Raw genomic sequence first — 20,802 nt, 5'->3', positions numbered from 1 at the left:
CGGCGCGCAACCGGTTTTAGCCTGCCGTGCCGAGCACCTCACGCCGGACGTTCTCGGCGAAGCGCTGCGTGCGCACGATCTCGCCCAACCGCACGTTGACGCCCGGCTCGGCGTCGATCGCGCGCTGGAGCGGGTCGAGCAGTTCGAGCACCAGGCGTTCCGACTCGTACTGGTCCCAGACGAGTTCGAGGATCCGCTCGCACTGCTTCACCGCGGCCTTCGACGAGTGCGGCACCCGGTCGGCGCCGAGCACCCGCAGCTTGATCGCGGCGAGCAGGTGGTAGCGCGCAGGCCGATAGCTGCTCGGGATGCGGCGGTTCCGGATCAGCCACTCCACCCGGTACAGCGTGGCCGCCGCCGTGTAGTAGAGGATCGGGTGCTGCTCGGCGGCGAACAGCTCCTTGCCGCGGGCGTCGAGCAGCGACTTCAGGTGCCCCGACCGGGACGGCTCCTCCAGGAACATGGCCACGAAGGCGCGGGTGAGCTGGGCCCTGGCGATGACGCGGGTCTTCTCGATGTGCTTGCTCTCGCTGTACTGCTTCGACCGCCGCTCGTAGTACAGGCTCTGCTGCTTGTCGCGGCCGCGGTGGAAGTAGTCCTCCAGCAGGCGGTGGAACTCCTCCCGGACCGACAGGTCCTCCTCCGTGACGACGGTCTGGCGGTTCGTCGCGGCCACGATCCCGTTGATGAGGTCCTCGTCCAGCGAGTGCACGATCCGCACGCTCACGTGGACGGCGTCGGTGAGCAGGTCGCGCTGCTCGAAGAGCACGTGGCAGGTCTGGCAGCCGTTGACGATCTGGAAGTCGTCGACGTGGACCTCGTCGCCGACGACCGTCAGCCCCCGCGTCACGATGGTGATGCCGTTGTTGAGCACCGCGAAGCGCTCCCGGCGCACCGGGTCGCGCAGCGTGCCGAGGATCTCGGTGTTGACGTCGTTGTAGCCCTGGAAGTCGCGCACGTTGTCGTTGAACAGCGTCTTGCGCAGCCGTCCCGACTCGTCGCCGAGGATGTGCTGGACGAGGTCCTTCGCGGCCAGCAGGCCCAGCAGCGACTGGTCGACGCCGGGCACCTTGGGGAAGAACACCTTCTTCGGCATCGGGAACGTGGCCGCGACCTTGGTGGTGGCCCGCCGGTAGAGCTTGCGCAGCTCGCTGCGGACCACGCAGTGGAACTCCACGACCTCGAACAGGCCGGGTTCGGCGAGCTGCTTCTCCGCGGAGTGCGCCTTCTGCGCCACCATGTCCGCGACCTGGTCACCGGTGGTCACGTAGTGGACGTGGAGCTGCGGGAGCCTGCTGGACAGCTTGCCGATGTCGGCGTAGATCGCGGTCAGGCAGTCGCGGAGGTTCCGCACGTCCTCCGACGCCTGGTACGGGAGCGGGGCGGAACTCATGACGTGGCACAGGTTCTCGGCCAGGTCGGAGATGACCTTGGTGTCGAACCCGGAGCTGGTCTTGGCCTGCACGACGACGATCTGGATGTCGGGCTTCGACGCCCCGTCCACGGCGGCCCGGACGTCCTCGACGTCGTGGTACAGCTCCCCGTTGACCACGACGCCGAACGCGTCGATGCCCAGGTCGTTGCCGCCGCCGGTGCGGAAGTCGTCGGGGCTGAACTCGTTCTCGTAGTACGAGCTCAGCACGCAGTAGGCGGCGAACGCCTCGAACGCCTCGCTCTGCGGGAGTTCGGTGAGGCTCTGGACTTCCTGGAACTCCTTGACCAGTCCCTGGATGACGAGGTCCACGTGCGCGGTCTCCTAGTGCTGTTCGGTGCGGGCCCTGACCAGTACTTCCTCGGCGGTCAGGGCGCTGGACGGGTGGTGGCTCAGGCACATCGGCGACCGGACCCTCCGGAACGGCATGCCCTCGCCGACGGCGTAGAACTGGCCCGCGTTCAACCGGGAGATGTCCAGGACCGTGCTGCCCTTGGCCGCGGCCATCTCCTTGGCCGCGGCGACCTGGGTGGGGCTGTTGATGAAGCCGAAGTACTGCGTGGCCGCGTTGCCGACGATCCGGTTGTGGATGCCCTTCGGCGCCTGCGTGGCGAACACCAGGCCCAGCCCGTACTTCCGGGCCTGCGACGCGAGCGCCAACGTGCTTGACGTGCACGCCGTCATCGCGCCGGACGGCGCCAGCGTCTGCGCCTCGTCCATCACGAACAGCCCGCCCAGCGGCCGGTCGCCCGCCGGGTTCTGCTTGATCCAGGCGAACAGCGCCATCTGGAGCTGGTTGACGAAGCTCTGCCGCTGCTCGTCGGTCGGCAGGCCGATGAGGCTGATCACCGAGATGCGGGCGCGCTTGCCGGGCGCGGGCGTGAGCAGGACGCCGGGGTCCAGCGGCGTGCCGGAACCGCCGAACAGCGGGTCGTTGATCATCGCCGCGGTGAGGGTCTGCGACATGTCGGCGGCCATGGCCTGACCCTTGGTGAGCGAGGTGACGCCGTCCGGCAGGTCGCCGAGCAGGTCGAGGAACGATTCGAGGCTGCCGCCGCCGACGTGCGCGAAGTACGCCAGCGCTTCCTTCAGCACCGCCCGCGCCAGGTCCGCCTTCGCCGTCGAACCGTCCGCGCGCGCCCGCGGCGCCAACCCGGCGACCGCCGTGTCGAGCGCGAGCCCGAACTCGTCCGGGTCACCGGCCACCGCGGCCAGGTCCGGCAGCGGCTGGAAGCTCAACGGTCGCCCCGCTTCCCGCCGGGGCGTCCAGACCACGACGTCGGTGTGCTCCAGGTAGTCGGCGGCCTTCACGTCGTCACCGGGACCCCACCCGCCCGGCGCCGACGGCCACGCGTCACCCAGCCGGGCCAGGTCGTTGTTCGGGTCGAGCACGATCGCCGACACACCCTGGAGCGCGCACTCCTCCAGCAGCCTGCGGATCAGCACGGTCTTGCCGGACCCGGACCCGGCGAAGATCACCGCGTGCTTCCTCAGCGCCTCCAGCGGGATCGGCACGGGCTCCCCGGTGTCAGCGCTCTCCCCCAACGAAACGAAGCCGGGCGGCACGACGGGCACCACGACGGGCGGCGCTTCGACGTCGAGATCCTCGTCCGGCCACCCGTCGAAGTCCCCGTGCGACTCCGGCGGCACCGGGTCGTCCGGCTCGGTTTCCCGCTCCGGCAACGGCTCCGGCTCCCCGAACACCGTGCGGAACAACGCGGTCGTACTCGCGGGCCTCCGCTGCTGGAGCCACGGCTTGAAGCCGGAGGGGGGCTCGTCCCACAGTTGCTCCAGCGCGGCGAACGCCTTCAGGTCGTCCGGGTCGACGTGGTCGAGGAACACCCCACCCGCCGCGCGGAACGCCTCCAGCATCTCGCCGGTCTTCTTCGTGTTCATCTTCCACGGGCCCGTCCGCAGCAGGAACGCCTTGCGCTTGGGCACGTTCGGGTCCAAGCCCGCGTTGATGAGCAGCCGCTGGATGCGGTTCTGCGCGGCCCTGGCGTCGGAGCTGGCGATCGAGCGGAACGACCAGTGCGCCTGGTCATCGGTCTTCTCCTCCAGCATCCGCCGCAACCTCGCGTGCAGCGAGGGGTTCGCACCCGGTCGGGGGTCCAGCGAGTACTGCTCGCGCTCGTCACCCTGCTCGAAGATGTAGGTGCGCAGCCCGGCCTCCAGCAGGGCGGGCATCCGCGAGTCCTCGCTCGCCTTGTCCAGCGCGGCACGCGGGTCGGCGCTCCGCGTCAGCGCGGCGAACCGCGCGTCCAGCGCGTCCACCTGCTCGTCCGACGCGGTCTCGACCTGCGGCTTCCGCCTCGGCTTGAGCCCGACCCTGCTGGTGAGGCTGGCCAGCGTGACCAGGGTGTCCGCGTCGAGGCAGGTCCTGATGTGGTCGTCGATCTGCTTGAAGAGCTGCCGCGGGGTGAACTGCACGGCCCCGGAGAACGCCTGCGGCAGCACCGGCCAACTCGGGTACGGCGGCTCGAAGCCCACGTCCTCGAACCGCTGCTCGAACCGCGTCTCCACGAGCGCCCGCCCGACCTCGGCCGACGGCACCGAGTTCAGCTTCGACTCCCGGCGGAACCGGTCGCCGACGGACTTGATGGCCTGGTCGTTGATGCTCTCCCACACCTGGTGCTGGCAGGCGACGACGGACACGGTCCGCTGCATGGACTCGCGCAGGGCCATCAGCCCGCCGCCGATCTGCTCGATCAGCGAGTCGTTGGCCAGGGTGACCAAGGCCGACCCCCGCGCGTCGGTCGACCGCGACGACTGCGAGATCAGCGTGTCGATCTGGTCGACGGCGAGGACGCTCGCCCCGGTCAGCGACAGGAGCCGAGACAGCTCCTCGACGATCTGGTGCGGGGTCTTCGACGCCGGGTGGATGCCCCAGTGCATCCGCTCGCCGGGCAGGGCCTCGCTCGCCGAGATGAGGTAGGACTCGCCCACCTCGCTGGCGGACAGGTCCCCGGACGCGAGCAGCACCAGTGCCCTGGCGGTGTGCCTGCACTCGTGGCCGCGCTGGGGGTCCGTCCTGCCCAGCGCGTGGACGACCTCGTCGAGCGCGGCCCTGGTCAGCGGTGCCTCACCGAGCACCTGCCGCCTGGCGTCGTCTGGCAGGTCCAGCCGGTTCGCCAGCCGCGTCAGCGCGACCATGAGCTGCTTCTCGCCGCCGAGACCGGGGTAGTGCAGGCCCGTGCGCAGGGCGTGGACGATGTTCTGCCAGAAGTCGCTGCCGTGCAGCAGGCTCACCAGGAAGAAGTAGCCGCCCCGGCGTTGCACCTCGGCCCGCACCGCGCCGAGCATGTGCGTCTTGCCGGAGCCCTGCTGGCCGGTGATGGCGACGCCGAGCGGACTGGGACCACGGCTCGCCTTGGCGTCCTCGTACGCGGCCATGACCGTCTTCAGCACGCCGTCGTTGAGGCCTTCGACGTGCGGCGTGGTCCGGTCCCACACGTCCTCCGGGGTCGGTGCCCAGTCGAACCGCAGGTTCTCCAGTGCCTTGCGCTCCAACGCCTCCATGCTCAGTCGAGTTCGATGGACAGCAGGTGCTTGTCCTCGCCGCCGACGTGGACGGCCGCCTCGCGGTCCGCCTCGGAGAGGGTCTTCTGGTTGGCCTCGGGGATGAGGTACGCCCACGGTTCCAGGTTGAGCCGCACCAGGGCGTCGTCCACCTCGTCGCGGGACAGGTGGGGGAGCGCGGCGCGGAGCCTGGTCAGGCTGACCCACGCGCCCGGACGGGACACGAGTTCGTCGTACGCGGCGCGGATGTCGGCGTCGGGATCGGCGTCACGGGGAGCCTCGACGACCTTCGCCGACCTGTGGGGCAGGAAGACGTCGGCCACCTCCAGCTTCGACCTGGTCATGTGGCGGTCGAGGGTGCGCAGGACGCCGTAGAGCAGGCGGTAGACCTTCTGCACGCCCGGTGGCGTCGGGGCGGCCAGTTCCTCCCGGCTCTGCTTCCAGCCCGCCTCCGTGAGTTCGTGCACGAACGCGCCGCGCAGCTCCTTGGACTTGTACGCGGAGATATAGCCGGAACCTACTAGCCGGTCGCGAACCTTCTTGTCGATCGTGAAGCCGTACTCCTCGCGGATCTCCGTGTTCGACACTTCTTCCACGAACATCATGAGAACCAGCAGAGCGGATTTTTCGGGAAGGCTGAGTTGGACGTCCACCGCGCGCGATCTCCAATGGGGCAGGCAGGGATCTGAACGCGGCCAACCCTAGCTGCCGACTCCTCGCTGGTCAGCGGTTCGCGAGGGCGGAACAGCGGATGTCCAGGAAATGGCCACGAATTGTCCACGCGGCTCGCTGGAATCCCTCGGACGTGCCTGCTGTTCAACTCATTCGGCGGTATGCGGCGGAATATTCCACATCAATTCCGCAAAATAGCGGCCTAGTGCTTCGCCGCCAGGACGCCGTCCAGCAGGCCGGGGTAGAGGGCGTTCAGGTCGTCGCGGCGCAGCGTGCTGATGCGGGACGTCCCCTCGGGGCGCACGTGGACGACACCCGCTTCGCGGAGGGTGCGGATGTGGTGGGTGCGGGTCGACTTGCTGATGTCGAGTTCGATCGCCCCGCAGGCGATGCCGGTGTCCGTGTGGGCGAGGGCGCGGACGATCGTCAGGCGGACCGGGTCGGCGAGCGCGTGCAGGACGGCCTCGATCCGGATCTCGTTCCGGTCGGGGTGCTCCAGCGCGTTGTCCATGTCACCCATCGTACGATATTCATCGTAGTTCGACGAAAGTCGTAGTACGGTCGTCGTCGAACCACTGAGCCGATGCTGGGAGTCCGATGTCCGCCCGCACCTACCTGCTCGCCGCCGGAGCCTTCACCGTGGGCACCAGCGGCTACATCCTGTCCGGACTGCTGCCCGCCGTGAGCCGCGAGCTCGACGTGTCGCTGTCCACGGCAGGTCAGCTCCTCACCGTCTTCGCGCTCTCCTACGCCGTCGCGGCCCCCGTGCTCGCCGCGCTCACCGGCCGCTGGAACCGCCGCAAGCTGCTCGTCGTCGCACTGGTCGTCTCCGCGCTCGGCAACGTCCTGTCCGCGCTCGCCCCCAACTACCCGCTGCTCATGGCCGCCCGCGTGGTCAGCGCGCTCGGCGCCGCCGCGTACACCCCGGCAGCCACGCTCGTCGCCACCGCGCTGACGACGCCGGAACACCGGGGCCGCGCGGTCGCCACGGTGTTCGGCGGGCTGACGTTCTCGCTGATCATCGGCGTCCCGGCGGGCAGCCTCCTCGGCGGCTCGATCGGCTACCAGGGCGTCTTCGCGCTGGTCGGCATCGCCTCGCTGGTCGCGGCCGCCATCGTCCGCGTGGGCGTCCCCGAGGTCGCCGCGCCGCCCGTCGTGAGCGTCCGCGAGCGGTTCGCCGTCGCCGCCGACCGCCGCGTCGTCCCCGTGCTCGGCATGACCGTGCTCGCCTGCCTGGCCGCGTTCAGCGTGTTCACCTACATCTCGCCGCTGCTCGCCGCGACCGCGGGCGTCCACGGCACGGTGATCTCGCTGCTGCTGTTCGCCTACGGCGTCGGCGGCGCGGTCGGCAACTCCCTCGGAGGCAGGCTCACCGACCGCTTCGGCAGCCAGCGCCTGCTGTACGTCATCTTCAGCGTGTTCACGCTCGTCCTCATCACGCTGCCGCTCACCACCACGACCACCGTCACCGCGGGCATCGCCCTGTTCGTCTGGGGCCTGTTCACCTGGTCGGTCAACCCGCCCATCCAGAACTGGCTGATCGAACTCGCGCCGACCAACAGCGGACTGCTGTTGTCCCTCAACGCTTCCGCCATCTACCTCGGCGTCGGCCTGTCGGGCGTCTTCGGCGGCCTGGTCATCGACAACGTCGGCATCACGCTGCTGCCGCCGATCGCGGGCGTCCTCGCGCTGGTCGCGTTCGGCCTCCTGGTGCACGCCCGCCGCGTGACGCGCACCCCGGAGCCGGTCCTGCTAGCCGCCTGACCCGAAGGCGCTCGTGGTCAGCTCGCCGCCCTCCTCCGGCGAGGCCATGCAGAGGAAGTAGTTGCGGTCGCCCTCCTCGAAGCCGACGACGCCGAGCTGCCAGGTCGACGTGTCGACCGTCGGCCGGGTGTTGGCCTTCATCGCGGCCTTGGTGCAGACACCCGCCACCTCGGGGGCCGTCAGCAGCTCATCGCTGTCGACCTTGGGGATCTTGCCGGAGAACCACTCGCCCGCGAAGGCTTCCCAGAAGTGCTCGTCGGAGCAGCTCGCCGCCTTGCGGGCGGTGGTCACCTGGCCGCCGATCGAGACCATCCCCCGGAAGCAGGCCGGTTCCGCCACGCAGTAGCCGGTCTGGCACGCCTTGAGGAACGGCGGCGGCAGCTTCTCGTCGGCGGCCTTCTGCGCCGCACCGCTGGTGGACGCGCCACCGGTCGGCGTGGCTCCGCCGCCACCGTCCGGGATCGCGAACCACACGCCGACACCGACGGCGACGGCCACGACCACCGCGGCGGCGATGACCGGCCACCGCTTCTTCGGGCCCGGCAGCGTTTTCGGCGGCCGCTGAACCGGTGCCCGCACGACGGGAGCGGGCGGCGCCACCTGCACCGCGCCGCGCAGCTCGTCGCGGAGCTGCGCGGCCGTCGGCGTCCGCGCCGACACGTCCGGGTGCAGCGCCCGCACCAGGATCTGGTGGAACTCGTCCGGCACACCGGGCACCTGCGGCACGGGGGAGCGCAGCACCTCGCCGAGGTGGTCGAACGACGCGATCGGCCACGGCACCGGCCGCGGCGGCTTGCCCGCCAGCAGGTCATACAGGGTCGCGGCGAGCGCGTACACGTCGCCGGTCACGGTCGGCGCGGCCATCGCGAACGCCTCGGGCGGCGCGTAGCTGGGGCTCAGCGCGTCGCGCGTGACGGTGCTGCCGCCCGCCGCGTCGAGCAGCGCGGCCAAGCCGAAGTCGGCGAGCTTCGCCGTCCCGTACCGGTCGACGAGGATGTTGGCGGGCTTGATGTCCCGGTGCAGCACGCCTTCCGCGTGCGCCGCGGCCAGCGCGTCCGCCAGTTGCATCCCGAGCTGCCGCACCCGTTCGGCGGGCAGCGGGCCGTTCTGCTTCAGCACGTCGTGCAGCGATCCGCCCGTGCACAGTTCCATGACGATGTACGGCATGCCCTGCGGCGTGATGTTCGCGTCGTGCACCGCGACCACGTTCGGATGCCCGGAAAGCCTTGCGGCGGCGTGGGCTTCGCGCAGGAACCGCCGCCGGTCCCGCTCGTTGCCGAGCACCCGGTTGTCGATCTTCACGGCGACGTCGCGCCCGAGTTGCACCTGGTGCGCGCGGTAAACGGTGGCGAACCCGCCGGACCCGAGCGGCTGGAGGTTCGTCAGTCCGGGAATGTGCACCCGCAGACTTTACGTCGTCTTCGCCGCCGCCTTGGCCGCCTTCTTGAACTCCCGCACCTCACCGAGCGAAACTGCGTCCACGACATCGGCCACACTCCGCCGCGCCCCGTCCTCCCCGTACGCCCCAGCAGCCTCCCGCCACCCCTCGGGCTCCACCCCCACCTGCTTGCCGAGCAACGCCAAGAAAATCCGCGCCTTCTGATCCCCGAACCCCGGCAACGCCTTCAACCGCTTCACCACAGCGGCCCCGTCACCCTCGTCCCAGATCCGCCGCACGTCCCCGTCGTACTGCTCGACGACGAACCGCGCCAACTCCTGCACCCGCTTGGCCATCGATCCGGGGAACCGGTGGATCGCAGGCGGCGTCGACGCCATCTCCACGAACGCCGCTTCGTCCATCTCCGCGATGTGCGCGGGCTCGAAGCGCCCCAAGCGCTCTTCGATCACCTTCGGGCCTTTGAAGGCTTTTTCCATGGGGATTTGTTGATCGAGAAGCATGCCGACGAGCAGGGCGAACGGGTCTTTGGCGAGCAGTTCGTCGGACGCCGGGTCCTGGGCGAGGCAGAGCGTGCGGGTCATGGGGAGAGGATCCCACGGTCCTAAGTTCTTCGCACCCCGCATCAATGCGGAAAATCCGACCGAGACTACTCCAACGATTCCAGTTGGATGTGGTATATGGGTCACCCGGTGGGCTGGTATTACGGCCTGTTTGGTGGATTGACCCACTTTGAAAGTTAAACTACAACTGGTTGTAAGTCAAATCTGTTTATTGGGGAGTGACATGAAGATCACGAAGCTTGCCAAGGATCAGAACTCCGGCGGCAATGGATGCCCTGCTGTCTACCTCGGAGAGACCGGCGAGTTGGTTATTCAAGGGGTGCAGGTCGATATCGATACGTTCGGCCGGTTGGACGATGTGCTTCCAGGCGAAACCGCTGTCCGGATATCATCCGACGTAGTCGTGCGGGCGGTTGAACTTTATCTGGCTCGAGCCGGTGGGGAGTAGGTGTATGGGCCAGGTATTCTCATCATTGGATGACATCGAGTTCAACCAGCTCTTCGTTGACTTCAAGTACACGGCGTTTCGGCTGGAAACGCTTCAGCACTACGACGTTTCGTACGAATCGCGGGAATTCTCACGTTTCCTCGGTGGGGAGCGTTCGGAGGAGTTCGAAGGCATCCGTGGATGGATAGACGGAACCGTCGCCAAGGCTGTGGCGAACGGCAAGAAGATGCATCGCGTGCATGTGGTCGAGATGCCCCTCTCCAGCTACATCAGATTCGAGTTCGCCTCGGCGTACGACCACACCACTTCTGCTGGTGAGGAAGTCCGAATACTGCCCGTTCGAGCTGGTGAGTGGCCAGAGCAGATACCGCGTTGCGACTACTGGCTGTTCGACTCCGTCAAGTTGGTGTTGATGAACTACGAGGACTCTGGCCGATTCTTATCGGCGGAGGTCGTGGACGATCCAGCGCAAGTGATCCGAGCGAACAACCTGAGAGATATCGCGGTTGCGTCCTCGACGCCTTATCAGGAATTTGTTGCCAAGTGTGATGTGTAGTGTTCGGAATCAACTGGACAAGTCGAGCAGGACCTGTTGAAGAAGGTGGCCAGCTTGAGTGTGGAAGGCGATGGCGGTGCTGCCAATGACTTTTCAGGTAGTGGTGAGTCGGTAGTTCAGGCGGGGACTGTTCACAGCGTTCATTTCCACAACGCCGGACGTCCGCACAGCATGCCGCCTCGTCAGCTTCCGGGTGGCATCGGTGGTTTTGTCAACCGCTTGTCTTCTCTGGCTCAACTCGACAGTTTGCTCGGGTCGTCGACTGCTGCCCACAGGCCACCTTCTGCTCCCCATGTCGTCGTCATCGTCGGTGCGCCAGGGGTTGGGAAAACTGCGCTCGCGCTTCATTGGGCGCATTTGGTTCGAGAACATTTTCCAGATGGAGAGCTGTACATCGACATGCGCGGCTATGGAGCTGATCATCCGCTCGGGCCGGAGCAGGCGATAGACGTTTTCCTCAGATCCCTGAACGTGGCACCGGACAGGATACCGATTGATCTTGAAGAGCGCGCATCGCTCTACAGGTCGATACTGGGTGACAAGAAGATGCTGATCGTTCTGGACAATGCCTCAAGTGCAAAGCAGATCAGGCAACTTCTTCCTGGCTCGCGCGATTCTTTGGTGTTGGTGACAAGCCGAAGTAGAATTTCTGGCCTCGTGGTGCGTGAAGGAGCAATCCGGATGAGTCTTGATGTTCTTTCATCTAATGATTCTGTCCGTTTGCTTGCCGAAATCATCGGTGAGGACCGAGTCGATGCCGAAATTCGTTCAGCCGAGCAGGTGGCTGTGTTGTGCGGATTTCTCCCACTTGCGCTTCGCGTCGTGGCGGAGAGAACTGCTGGACGGCCGCACATGAGGCTCAGTGAGCTGGTGAACGAGCTGAACGGCGAGCAGAGCAGGCTGGACGCGCTTGCGGCAGAAGTAGATGAGCTCACTGACGTTCGGGCGGCGTTCTCGTGGTCCTACCGCGCACTCGCGCATGAGCACAGGCATATTTTCCGAATGCTCGCGCTGCACCCCGGTCCGGAGTTCTGCTGCTCGGTTGTCGCAGCTTTGGTGGATGTGCCCGAGGCTGAGCTCAAGCCACAGTTGGAAGTGTTGGTCGGTGTTCACCTGTTGCAGCAGATCAGCCCTGATCGATATCGAATCCATGACCTTCTTCGGGCTTATTCAGTAGAGCGCAGCAATCATGAGCTTGCTCAACGTGATCGCACTTACGCAATGAGAAGGATGCTGAGCTGGTATCTCATCGGTACGGACAACGCTCGCCAGTTGATGGTGCCCTACTCGCGCGCTGTCTCACTGGTTCCGGCCGGAAGGATCGACGCTCCATCATTTTCCACCCTCCAGGACGTGATCAACTGGTTCGAATCGGAGCGGCTGAACCTGTTGGCCGCGTTGCACCAGGCGATGGAACTCGGCCAGTTCGATATCGCGTGGAAACTTCCCGTGGTGGCGGACGCGTTTTTCGAGATGCGTTCCTACTGGAAGGAGTGGCGGCAGATCCACGTTGACGGGGTCTCCGCTGCCCGCATGATTGGCGATGACCTGGGCGAAGCGGCGAACCTCATTTGCCTGGGAGATGCGATGTGGAGGCTCGGTGAGCACGAGGACGCGCTCACGACCTACGAGCAGTCCAGCAGAATCGCACACGAAATCGGCGATCGGCGAACTGAAGGATATGCCCTCCGCGGGAGCGGGTTGATCTGTTACGAAATCGCGGACTACGACCGGGCGTTGCAGCTTTTTGAAAATGCTCTGGAGGTATTTCGCGCCAGTTCCGTCAAGCGTGGTGAAGCAATGTCGCTGTTGAGCTTGGGTACGACATTCAAGATGCTCGGGCGCATGGATGATGCCGTGCGGCACTGCGAAGAGGCCGTGGAAATCCTCCGAGATATCGATGACGTGTGGAGCGTTGCCTGGGCGTTGATGCCGCTCGCCGAGGCGTTGGGTTCCGCTGGGAGGTTCTCCGAGAGTGAAGGGCAGCTCGCTGAGGCCGTGGAAATCTTTCGACGATTCGACGACCGGAACAGTGAGGCCATGGCGTGGGAGCACTTGGGTGATGTTCTCGCCAGTCAGCGGAAGTCTGATGCCGCCATCGCCGCTTGGTCAAAGTCGTTCGAAATCCTCGAATCGCTCGGCAACTCCCGTTCGCGGGAGGTCGGGCAAAAGATCGAAGGTTTGCAGGGTTGAACGAGTTGAGTGAGATCACGCTGCTGTCCGGTGGGGCAGAAGTTGCCAGGTCGTGCGCCGAGGAAATACGAACGCTGTACGACGACACCTTTTCAAAGGCACCGTTCGAATGGCTCGACTCGGACTCCGAGACGCATCATCGAGAGTTTGAGGCGTTGTTGCGCGAAGAGACGTTCTCTGTTGTCGTCGGCCGGTTCCGGGGCGAGCTGGTTGCCTTCGCCTACGGGTTCGCACTGCCGGTGGACCATCGGTGGTGGGCGGGCTTCTCCGATGATCTTCCTGCCGACTTGGTCCTCGAATACCCCGGTCGCACCTTCGCCTTGATCGATCTGGCGGTCTCGGGGAGTTGTCGAGGGCGAGGGTGGGGTGGCCGTGTGGTCAGCAGGCTGCTCGACGGTCGGAGGGAGGAGCGCGCGATTCTGTCGGTGCAGCCTGCCGCCGTGGACACGCAGTCGATCTACCGGCACTGGGGGTGGACGCTCGTCGGTCGGAAGGGGCCGATCGACGGTGCGTCCCCGCCGTACTGGGACATATTCGTGAAGCCCATCAGTGGGTAGTCGACCATCCACCGATGGTCCCTCGCGGTGGTCGTGGTTAGCCGGGCTCCTGACAGTTTGGCCCGTGCGCTCCTCAGAAGTGCCAGATTATCCAGTTCGACAGCAGCGGTACGAGGCCCGGTAGCAAGGTGGGGCCCTGGTTGATCGCCAGTGCGACGACCACGATCGCGGAAAGGAGGCGCAGTGGGGCGAATTCGGTGCCTTGCAGGCGGTATTCGGTGGTGATGAAGACGGGGATCAGCAGTGCGGCGCTGAGGGTCAGTTTCAGCCAATCCCAGACCGTCAGGTTGAGGTTGGCGATTGTGTGGGAGTACGCGCTCGTCACGGCGAAAAGCGCTCCGTACGCCGCTGCGGTGTAGCTCCAGGGCAGCGGTGGGAGGAGTGGTTCCGGCGCGGTGGTGTGGACGTTGATTCCTCCCTGGACGTCGCGTGCTTGCAGGGAGTGGTGAGTCGCGCCGGAGTGTTCGTTGTGCGTTCGGCCGTCGACTTCGTACTCGTGGTGGTCCATGCCCCCGCCAGGTTTCTCCGTGAATCCTCTTGACCGGTTCGGTAGCGCCGACGCTCCAAGGTAACGGAGCGCCGGAGTTCGGAAAGAGGTCAGTCGAACTATTTGTGAGGTTCACCGATTCGGCCTAGCGAAAGCGGATTTGCGCGAGGAATCCGATTACTTCTGGTGGCGCCGCTAACCCTATTGGCGGCAAATATTTCCTCGACACCCGAGCCCGCGCCATCACCGAAGGCCGCGCTCGTCGACGTGGCCCGCCCGACGAGCGCGGTCACCCGGTCGTCACAGCTCGACGATGCTCCACGACTCGAAGTCGCCGTCGGGCCGGGCCGCGAGGGTCCAGCCGTCGTCGAACGTGAGCGTGAGCGACTCGTCCTCGGTCACGTCGACGGAGGCGACGGTCTTCATGAACAGGCCGAGCACGGGGGTGAGGGTGCCGGGTTCGCCGGGCTTGATCTCGTGCTTCTCGCCCGCGCCGCCGCACAGCTCGAACGGGACTTCCACGACGAGTTCGGCGCTGAGCCGCGGGTGCGCGACCAGTGTGAGGCGGACCTGGTGGTCGAACGACGTCCGCCAGACCTGCGTGCCGACCAACTCGTGATGCGACTGCATGCTTGTAACGCTCCGAACTGACTAGTGGTCCCGCGGGCAATGTAAGGCCGTGGCGGCCTCGATACGAGGCCGGGACGGTCACAGCTCGTCGTCGAGCCAGGGCAGGTAGGGCCGGTCGCCCTCCGGGGTCTCCCGGTTGGCGAGTCCGTAGCTCTCGGCGGGGAACACCGCGAAGGGCAGCGCCATCCGCAGCGCCAGCACCTCCATGTCGGGGTAGAGCGGCCTCGTCTCCTCCACGATCGAGTACTCGGCGTCGACCGGTCCGGGCGGGTCGAGTTCCACGATCGTCTCGAACTCGCCGCGCGCCGCGCGGTTCGGCACGATCCGGACGGCGCCGGGTCCGGTGGCCGTCCAGGTGAACACGGTGAACTCGCTGACCCCCGGCCGCGCCCACTCGCACCAGCCGGTGCCGTCGGCGCGGAACACGAGCTCCTCGTCCTCCATCGCGCTGTGGTAGCCGTAGTCGACGCTCCATCGGCCCACCAGGTCGGCGCTCATGTGGGCCAAACTACAGAGTCCACTGATCGACTCCGCGACTCGCGGTCGATCATCGTCGGACGCTCAACGCCTGATCAGAGGCCTGTGAACAGCGCTCGCACGGAACCGTTGAAACGTTACGTGTTCTTCCCCACGGTTACGTCCTGTAGAAGTTCGAAAGCTCGCAGCCCCGGAATGGGTGATTGAAGCGCCGGAGTAGGTGAGAATGGTCGGGTGAGCGCACCACGTCAGGTCGAGGATCTCGTCGACGTCGACCGTCCCGCATGGCCCTGGGTGCAGGGACTGATCGAGAAGTCCGAACTGTCGGTGGAGGTGCTGCCGGTCGGCCCCGAGTCGGCGCGGCGCACGCTGCACCGCCTCCAGGTGACGGCGGGGTCCGCGCTCGGCGCGATAGCCCTGCACACCGGTGGCCTCGTCATCGACAACTGGGTCCGCCTGCTCGGCGGTGGCGGCGCACTGCCCGCCCTCGGCGAGTACGAGGAGGTGGGCAAGATGACGGTCGGCTACGACCTGCTCGGCGGCCGGTTCGCGCTCAACGGCACCGCGTTGGACGGTCCGCCGGGCGGCCTCTGGTACTGGGCCCCGGACACGCTGGAGTGGGAGAGCATCGACTCGACCTACAGCGGGATGCTGGAGTGGTTCCTCGGCGGGGCGCTGACCAAGTTCTACGCCGACTGCTACTGGCCGGACTGGCGGTCCGAGGCGGCGCGCGCGGCACCGTGGGAGGGCATCACGCTCTTCCCGCCGCCGTTCACCAAGGAGGGCACCAAGGCCGAGGGCGTCCGCCGCAAGATCGTGGACATGAGCCTGCTGCTCGACCTGTACGTGGACACCGCGCGCCAGCTCGCGGGCAAGGGACCGGACGACCTCGTCGCTCAGGCCCCCGCCGCGCGCGCCTGAGCGACCACCTGGTTCAGCAGCACCCGAAGCGCCTCGCGGTCCACCGTCGCGGGGTCTTCGGCGAACCACTCGCCGAAGACCTCCACGAACTGGTCGGGCGTCATCGGCACGACCACCTGGTTCTCGTCCTCGTCCGTGGTGATCTCCCCGGCGCGGCTCGGGTAGACCAGCACCGCGCCGCGCACCTCGAACCCCGGCAGCGCGTGCCGGTACGCGGCCAAGCCCTCGGGCAGCATCGTGCCGCCGCCGCGGAACACGTGGCCGTTGCGCCACAGCGTCCCGTCGTCGTCCGCGCCGTAGTGGCCCGGTAACCAGGACTTCGACTCGATCAGCACGAGCCGCTTCCCGCACAGCACGGCGTGGTCGATGTCCGCGAACACCGACCCCGGCCAGGACAGCCCGTGGAAGATCCGCGCACCGGGCAGCCTGGTCAGGTACCGGCCGAGCACCTCGGCGCTGTACCGCTCGCACAGCCGCTCGTCCGGCTGGCCGTGGACGACGCCGGTGTCGTACCGCCCGGCGAACGCCCGGTCCGCCCGCATGGTCCGCAGGTACTTGCGGACCAGCTTGAACGCCGTCAACGCCGCCGCCGCGACCAGCGGCAGCCACACCGCGAGCAGCAGCAGCGAGAACCCGAACACCGCCACCGGCAGGAACAGCAGCAGCCACCCGGTGATCGCCGCCAGCGCGGGCGCGTGACCGGGCCCGCTCGTCGGGACGTACCGGACGCGCTGCGCCAGGTCGACCAGGTGCCACCACGGGATGTCGCCCAGGTCCACCCGCGGCCGCGGCGGCACGAAGTTCGGGTCCTCGCCGAACACCCGCAGCTTCGTCGAACGCCGAGTCCGCGCCGACGGCCTGGTGGCGACCGTGGTCGTCACGCCGACGCGGTCGTAGTGGAACCGCCGCACCGGGTCCTGGAGCGTCTCGTACGCCTCCTGGAGCGTCCGGAACCCGTCCCCGCTGCCACCCGCGTCGGGGTGCACGACCTTGGCGAGGGCCCGGTAGGCGGACTTGATCTCCCTGGTGGACGCGCTGCGCCCGACGCCAAGCACCTCGTAGTAGTCGACCGCGTGCACGAAACCGCCCATCATCAGTGACCCCGCGGAGCAGACCTTATTGCGTGCCACCGAACCACCGGACAGCCCCGTCCCGAGTTGATCACCCGACCGGCTGACGACGGCCCCGATTGCTCCGTTGGGCTTGATCTCGCACCACCTCAGGCCAAAGCCGTTAGGCTGGGCAACGAGTCCGGTAGCGCAGTGGTTGTCGCGCTCCACAGCACGTGGGGAGGACGTCGGTTCGAATCCGGCCCGGCTCACACGGGGACCTGTAGCGCAGTGGTTGTCGCGCCCTCTCACTCAGAGCGGGAGCACGCCGGTTCGAGTCCGGCCTGGTCCGTGTCTTTCCGGGGCGAAGCCCCCAAGTCCCACCCGGCGGGCTCCGCCCCGGACCCCGGCTGGTGGGCTGCGCCCGCCCTGCCCCGCTTCGCGTGCGGCAGGTCCGGTGCCGGTCCTTCTTAGACTCGGCGTATGCCTGGTGAGCGCGAATCCGCCGTCGTCCTCCGTCCCGCCGTGCCCGCTGATGCCGCGGCCGTCGCCGACATCTGGTTCCGGGGTTGGCGAGATGGGCACGTCGGCAACGTGCCGGACTCGGTGGTCGAGATCCGCACCGAGGCGTCGTTCGGGGTGCGGGCGGGCGAGCGGGTCGGGGACACGACCGTCGCGGTGGTCGACGGTGCGGTGGTCGGGTTCGTGATGGTGGTCGGGGACGAGGTCGAGCAGGTTTTCGTGGAGGCCGCGCACCGGGGTGCGGGGGTGGCCGGGGTGCTGCTCGCGGAGGCTGAGCGGCTTGTAGGGGGCGGTGGGCATTCGCGCGCGTGGCTGGCCGTGGTGCCGGGGAACGTGAGGGCTCGGCGGTTCTACGCGCGGTGCGGGTGGGTGGACGAAGGGCCGTTCGAGCACCACGCGGCGGCAGGGGTCGTGGTGCGGGCGCACCGGTACGTGAAGCCGGTCGGCGGTGGGAGCGGTTCCCATCCGTGAACTTCGGCCAAACCCGCGCGGGCCCATTGACTCAGTGGTCTAGTCCACTTAGCTTGGGTGTGTCCGACTGATCACGCTCTGAACACCTCGACCCGACCGGATGTCCGCCGCTGCCCGGTCGGCTGCCTCGCCCTGTGTGGTGCCCCAGGCACCACGAGAGCACCTGGAGCCATCCATGTTCAGTTCAGCCAGGCGAAAGCTGGTGGCGCTCGGCGGAGCCACCCTCGCCCCCCTGCTGGTGGCGGGCATGCTCGCCGCGCCGACGACGGCCGTCGCCGCCCCCGACTCGGGGGTCGGTGCTCAGGCGATCTCGAAGCGGGTCATCGGCTACTTCGCGCAGTGGACCGTGTACCAGCGCAACTACCACGTCAAGAACATCCGCACGAGCGGGTCGGCGGCGAAGTTGACGCATATCAACTACGCGTTCGGCAACGTGTCCGGCGGCAAGTGCGTGCTCGGCGACGTCGAGGCGGACACGAGCAAGTTCTACGACGCGGCGTCCTCTGTGGACGGTACGACGGACTCCTGGGACGCCGGCGCGCTGCGCGGCAACTTCAACCAGCTCCGCAAGCTGAAGAAGCTGTACCCCAACCTGAAGGTGCTGTTCTCGTTCGGCGGCTGGACGTGGTCCGGCGGCTTCGCGCAGGCCGCGCAGAACGCCACCGCGTTCGCCGACTCCTGCTACAAGCTGGTGGAGGACCCGCGCTGGGCGGATGTCTTCGACGGCATCGACATCGACTGGGAATACCCGAACGCGTGCGGCCTGAGCTGCGACACCAGCGGGTTCACCTCGTTCAAGACCCTCATGGGCGCTCTGCGCAGCCGCTTCGGCACGAACAACCTGGTCACCGCCGCGATCACAGCGGACGGCACGACGAACGGCAAGATCGACAAAGCCGACTACGCGGGCGCGGCGCAGTACGTGAACTGGTACAACCCCATGTCCTACGACTACTTCGGCGGCTTCAACCCACAGGGCCCCACGGCACCGCACTCGCCGCTGACGACGTACACCGGCATCCCCACGGCGGGTTTCTACACGGATGCGGCGATCCAGAAGCTGAAGAGCAAGGGCATTCCAAGCGACAAGCTGTTGCTGGGCCTGGGTTTCTACGGCCGAGGCTGGACCGGCGTAAGCCAGGCGACACCGGGCGGCACCGCGACAGGCGCAGCGCCCGGCACGTACGAGGCGGGCATCGAGGACTACAAGGTGATCAAGGGCAAGTGCCCGAGCACCGGAACCGTAGCGGGCACCGCGTACGCCAAGTGCGGCAACCAGTGGTGGAGCTACGACACCCCGTCCACCATCGGCGGCAAGATCACCTACGCGAAGAACCAGAACCTCGGTGGCGTGTTCTTCTGGGAACTCTCAGGAGACACGACCAACGGTGAACTGATCACCGCCGTCAAGAACAACGTCGGCTGATCGGGCGCTGGCCACCGGCCCGCCCTGCAACGGTCGGTGGCCAGCGTGCTTTCCCAAAGCAAATCGGAGAAAGGGGAAGGAAGGGGGATAGGGAAAGGGGAAAGCATGGCTGGACGGCGCAAAGCAAAACGGCTGAAAGCAGAACGGCGGGACAGTGGCACGGCGGGGCGGTCAGTGGGGCGACCCACCACCAAGGTGAGCCCACGGGTGACCCACCACCGACGCGAGCTACGGGCGACCCACTACGGGACCGGCAGACCAACCAGGTGACCCACTACGGGACCGGCAGCCACCGCCCTAGAACCGTGGCCGATTTTACTTGGGGGATTCGACCCTTAAACTTTCGCCGGGCGGCAGCTTCACCCTCCGCCCTTAGTGCCCGGCGAAGGGTCGAATCTAGGGGCCCCAAGTCAAATCGGCCACACCCCGCTGGAACGCGACCCGCAGCCGGTGACCCCGCTGGAACCCGCAGCCACCCCCACGTGACCACGCCAAAAGTTGCGCCCCACCCCAACCTCCCCCAGGCTCCCCGTCATGGCGACCTGCGACGTGTGCGGCAACGACTACTGGATGGCCTTCGAGATCCGCACCGTGAGCGGAGGCGTACACACCTTCGACAGCTTCGAATGCGCAATCCAACGCCTGGCCCCACGCTGCGAACACTGCGACTGCCGCATCCTCGGCCACGGCGTAGAAGTCGAAGGCCGCTTCTTCTGCTGCGCCCACTGCGCCCGAGAAGGCGCCAGCACCCTCGGCTCCCAAATCCGCGACACCGTAGGCGCCCACCCCGCCTAACCCACCCCGACCGGGTGACACCACAGCGCCGACCCCCCGATCAGATCGGCAACAGGTCAAACCCACCCAAGAACGGCAGCACACCCACGTTCTGCAACGCAGCGGCCGACAACCACACCGACAGCACCGTGATGATCGGCCCGACGACGGCCATCTCGACCTTCCCGCCGGTCTTCATCCGCATGATCTTCGGCGGCGCCACGGCGAACCACGTCTTGCCGCCCAGCGGGATCGGCCACAGGATCGGGCAGCCCTGCTCGGTGATCGCGTCGCCGAGGTAGTGCGCGACGCAGCCGATGCCGACCGCCAGCCCGCACGCCGCCGCGCTCGCGGACGTCTGCGCGGTCCACGACAGGCAGATCCAGGTGATCGCCGCCGACGCGGCGGTGATCAGCAGCGCGTCCTGCTTGGGGCACCAGTCGTTCATGATCCCGCGCACGGCGAGGCCCGCGAAGATGAACATCAGCAGCGGCAGCGCCCACTTCTGGCTGGTCTGCACGATCGCGGTGGTGCCGACGGCGGCGAACAGCGCGAACACCAGCGTGTGCGTGAGCCCGCGGTGGCCGCCTTCGCGCTTCGAGTCGCGCTTGGTACGCGTGGTCCGGTAGACGAACGCGCTGACCGCGCTCACACCGCCGGAGATGCCCTGGGTGAGCGGCCCGAACGTGCGCGACACGGTCGAGCCGGGGTGGTCCAGGTCAGGCAGCAGCGCGGCCCCGGTGGCCAGCACGGCGCCGACGGCCCAGCTCTGCGGCTCCAACTGGCCGATCGGGTGGTCGGCGGCGAGCGCCGTGACGGCGGCCCAGGCCAGCAGGCCGCTCATGGCGTGGGTTGGTCCCGTGGACAACTGCTTCCCCCCAAGATCACTCGTTCGGGGAAGCCTAGGTGATCATCGGAACCTACCGGTCAGTTCCGCGGGTTCGA

20 protein-coding genes and 2 tRNA genes are annotated in these 20,802 nt (G+C 67.2%); 11 read left to right on the top strand and 11 right to left on the bottom strand.

Translation table 11 applies throughout. The features are described 5' to 3' along the window. Positions 1-16: 16 nt before the first annotated feature. The 4 genes from NZH93_RS44220 to NZH93_RS44205 form a co-directional block, all read right to left on the bottom strand. A complete protein-coding gene (locus NZH93_RS44220) occupies positions 17-1,744 on the bottom strand; it encodes an AIPR family protein (protein ID WP_259629335.1) in 1,728 nt (575 codons plus the stop codon). Between the two features lie 12 nt (positions 1,745-1,756). Further along, the gene (locus NZH93_RS44215) at positions 1,757-4,951 is read right to left on the bottom strand and encodes a helicase HerA domain-containing protein (protein ID WP_259629334.1); all 3,195 of its coding nucleotides are present in this window, start codon (positions 4,949-4,951) and stop codon (positions 1,757-1,759) included. Between the two features lie 2 nt (positions 4,952-4,953). Then, positions 4,954-5,553, bottom strand: coding sequence for a hypothetical protein (locus NZH93_RS44210; protein WP_259629333.1), 600 nt, complete (start codon positions 5,551-5,553; stop codon positions 4,954-4,956). Positions 5,554-5,825: 272 nt separating this feature from the next. After that, on the bottom strand, positions 5,826-6,134 hold the full coding sequence (locus tag NZH93_RS44205) for an ArsR/SmtB family transcription factor (protein ID WP_259629332.1): 309 nt from the start codon (positions 6,132-6,134) through the stop codon (positions 5,826-5,828). A gap of 86 nt (positions 6,135-6,220) precedes the next feature. Between NZH93_RS44205 and NZH93_RS44200 the strand changes: the two genes are divergently transcribed. Next, positions 6,221-7,387, top strand: a complete 1,167-nt coding sequence (locus NZH93_RS44200) for an MFS transporter (RefSeq protein WP_259629331.1) — start codon at positions 6,221-6,223, stop codon at positions 7,385-7,387. On the opposite strand, the gene NZH93_RS44195 is transcribed toward NZH93_RS44200, so the two are convergent. Then, on the bottom strand, positions 7,376-8,788 hold the full coding sequence (locus NZH93_RS44195) for a serine/threonine-protein kinase (RefSeq protein ID WP_259629330.1): 1,413 nt from the start codon (positions 8,786-8,788) through the stop codon (positions 7,376-7,378). The two genes, NZH93_RS44200 and NZH93_RS44195, sit on opposite strands and share 12 nt — an antisense overlap. 9 nt (positions 8,789-8,797) lie before the next feature. Continuing rightward, on the bottom strand, positions 8,798-9,367 hold the full coding sequence (locus NZH93_RS44190) for an HhH-GPD-type base excision DNA repair protein (RefSeq protein WP_259629329.1): 570 nt from the start codon (positions 9,365-9,367) through the stop codon (positions 8,798-8,800). A gap of 202 nt (positions 9,368-9,569) precedes the next feature. Between NZH93_RS44190 and NZH93_RS44185 the strand changes: the two genes are divergently transcribed. The 4 genes from NZH93_RS44185 to NZH93_RS44170 are packed head-to-tail and all read left to right on the top strand — an operon-like array spanning position 9,570 to position 13,100. Continuing rightward, on the top strand, positions 9,570-9,794 hold the full coding sequence (locus tag NZH93_RS44185) for a hypothetical protein (RefSeq protein ID WP_259629328.1): 225 nt from the start codon (positions 9,570-9,572) through the stop codon (positions 9,792-9,794). Between the two features lie 4 nt (positions 9,795-9,798). Then, positions 9,799-10,350 carry a DUF6879 family protein gene (locus NZH93_RS44180; RefSeq protein ID WP_259629327.1) on the top strand — a complete coding sequence of 184 codons (552 nt, stop codon included), beginning with the start codon at positions 9,799-9,801 and terminating at the stop codon, positions 10,348-10,350. 45 nt (positions 10,351-10,395) lie between these two features. Beyond that, positions 10,396-12,543 carry an ATP-binding protein gene (locus NZH93_RS44175; protein WP_259629366.1) on the top strand — a complete coding sequence of 716 codons (2,148 nt, stop codon included), beginning with the start codon at positions 10,396-10,398 and terminating at the stop codon, positions 12,541-12,543. Further along, positions 12,540-13,100 carry a GNAT family N-acetyltransferase gene (locus tag NZH93_RS44170; protein WP_259629326.1) on the top strand — a complete coding sequence of 187 codons (561 nt, stop codon included), beginning with the start codon at positions 12,540-12,542 and terminating at the stop codon, positions 13,098-13,100. Before NZH93_RS44175 ends, NZH93_RS44170 begins: the two co-directional genes overlap by 4 nt. A gap of 73 nt (positions 13,101-13,173) precedes the next feature. Here NZH93_RS44170 and NZH93_RS44165 read toward each other — a convergent pair whose 3' ends face one another. The 3 genes from NZH93_RS44165 to NZH93_RS44155 form a co-directional block, all read right to left on the bottom strand. Then, positions 13,174-13,608 (bottom strand): hypothetical protein, encoded by a 435-nt coding sequence (locus tag NZH93_RS44165; RefSeq protein ID WP_259629325.1) that lies wholly within the window; start codon positions 13,606-13,608, stop codon positions 13,174-13,176. A gap of 279 nt (positions 13,609-13,887) precedes the next feature. Next, positions 13,888-14,217, bottom strand: coding sequence for a DUF6188 family protein (locus tag NZH93_RS44160; RefSeq protein ID WP_259629324.1), 330 nt, complete (start codon positions 14,215-14,217; stop codon positions 13,888-13,890). 78 nt (positions 14,218-14,295) lie between these two features. Then, a complete protein-coding gene (locus NZH93_RS44155) occupies positions 14,296-14,715 on the bottom strand; it encodes a hypothetical protein (protein ID WP_259629323.1) in 420 nt (139 codons plus the stop codon). Between the two features lie 213 nt (positions 14,716-14,928). On the opposite strand from NZH93_RS44155, the gene NZH93_RS44150 reads away from it, so the two are divergent. After that, entirely contained in the window at positions 14,929-15,615 is a 687-nt protein-coding gene (locus tag NZH93_RS44150; RefSeq protein WP_259629322.1) for a DUF2625 family protein, read from the top strand. Here the strand turns inward: NZH93_RS44150 and NZH93_RS44145 are convergent. Continuing rightward, the gene (locus NZH93_RS44145; protein ID WP_308214303.1) at positions 15,591-16,745 is read right to left on the bottom strand and encodes a J domain-containing protein; all 1,155 of its coding nucleotides are present in this window, start codon (positions 16,743-16,745) and stop codon (positions 15,591-15,593) included. The two genes, NZH93_RS44150 and NZH93_RS44145, sit on opposite strands and share 25 nt — an antisense overlap. A gap of 117 nt (positions 16,746-16,862) precedes the next feature. Between NZH93_RS44145 and NZH93_RS44140 the strand changes: the two genes are divergently transcribed. From NZH93_RS44140 to NZH93_RS44120, 5 genes are all read left to right on the top strand, one after another. Further along, positions 16,863-16,936: transfer RNA gene (locus NZH93_RS44140), tRNA-Cys, on the top strand. A 5-nt stretch (positions 16,937-16,941) separates the two neighbouring features. Beyond that, positions 16,942-17,016: transfer RNA gene (locus NZH93_RS44135), tRNA-OTHER, on the top strand. Between the two features lie 131 nt (positions 17,017-17,147). After that, on the top strand, positions 17,148-17,657 hold the full coding sequence (locus NZH93_RS44130; RefSeq protein WP_259629321.1) for a GNAT family N-acetyltransferase: 510 nt from the start codon (positions 17,148-17,150) through the stop codon (positions 17,655-17,657). Positions 17,658-17,832: 175 nt separating this feature from the next. Next, positions 17,833-19,083, top strand: coding sequence for a glycoside hydrolase family 18 protein (locus tag NZH93_RS44125; protein WP_259629320.1), 1,251 nt, complete (start codon positions 17,833-17,835; stop codon positions 19,081-19,083). A gap of 534 nt (positions 19,084-19,617) precedes the next feature. After that, positions 19,618-19,878 (top strand): metallothionein, encoded by a 261-nt coding sequence (locus tag NZH93_RS44120; protein ID WP_259629319.1) that lies wholly within the window; start codon positions 19,618-19,620, stop codon positions 19,876-19,878. 40 nt (positions 19,879-19,918) lie between these two features. Here NZH93_RS44120 and NZH93_RS44115 read toward each other — a convergent pair whose 3' ends face one another. After that, on the bottom strand, positions 19,919-20,725 hold the full coding sequence (locus NZH93_RS44115; protein ID WP_259629318.1) for a metal-dependent hydrolase: 807 nt from the start codon (positions 20,723-20,725) through the stop codon (positions 19,919-19,921). Between the last annotated feature and the right edge of the window lie 77 nt (positions 20,726-20,802).

Source organism: Umezawaea endophytica, assembly GCF_025061645.1.
In the GTDB taxonomy this organism is placed as follows: domain Bacteria; phylum Actinomycetota; class Actinomycetes; order Mycobacteriales; family Pseudonocardiaceae; genus Umezawaea; species Umezawaea endophytica.
Note: the sequence above shows the minus strand (reverse complement) of the source record. Positions and strands in the feature narration are given on the sequence as shown.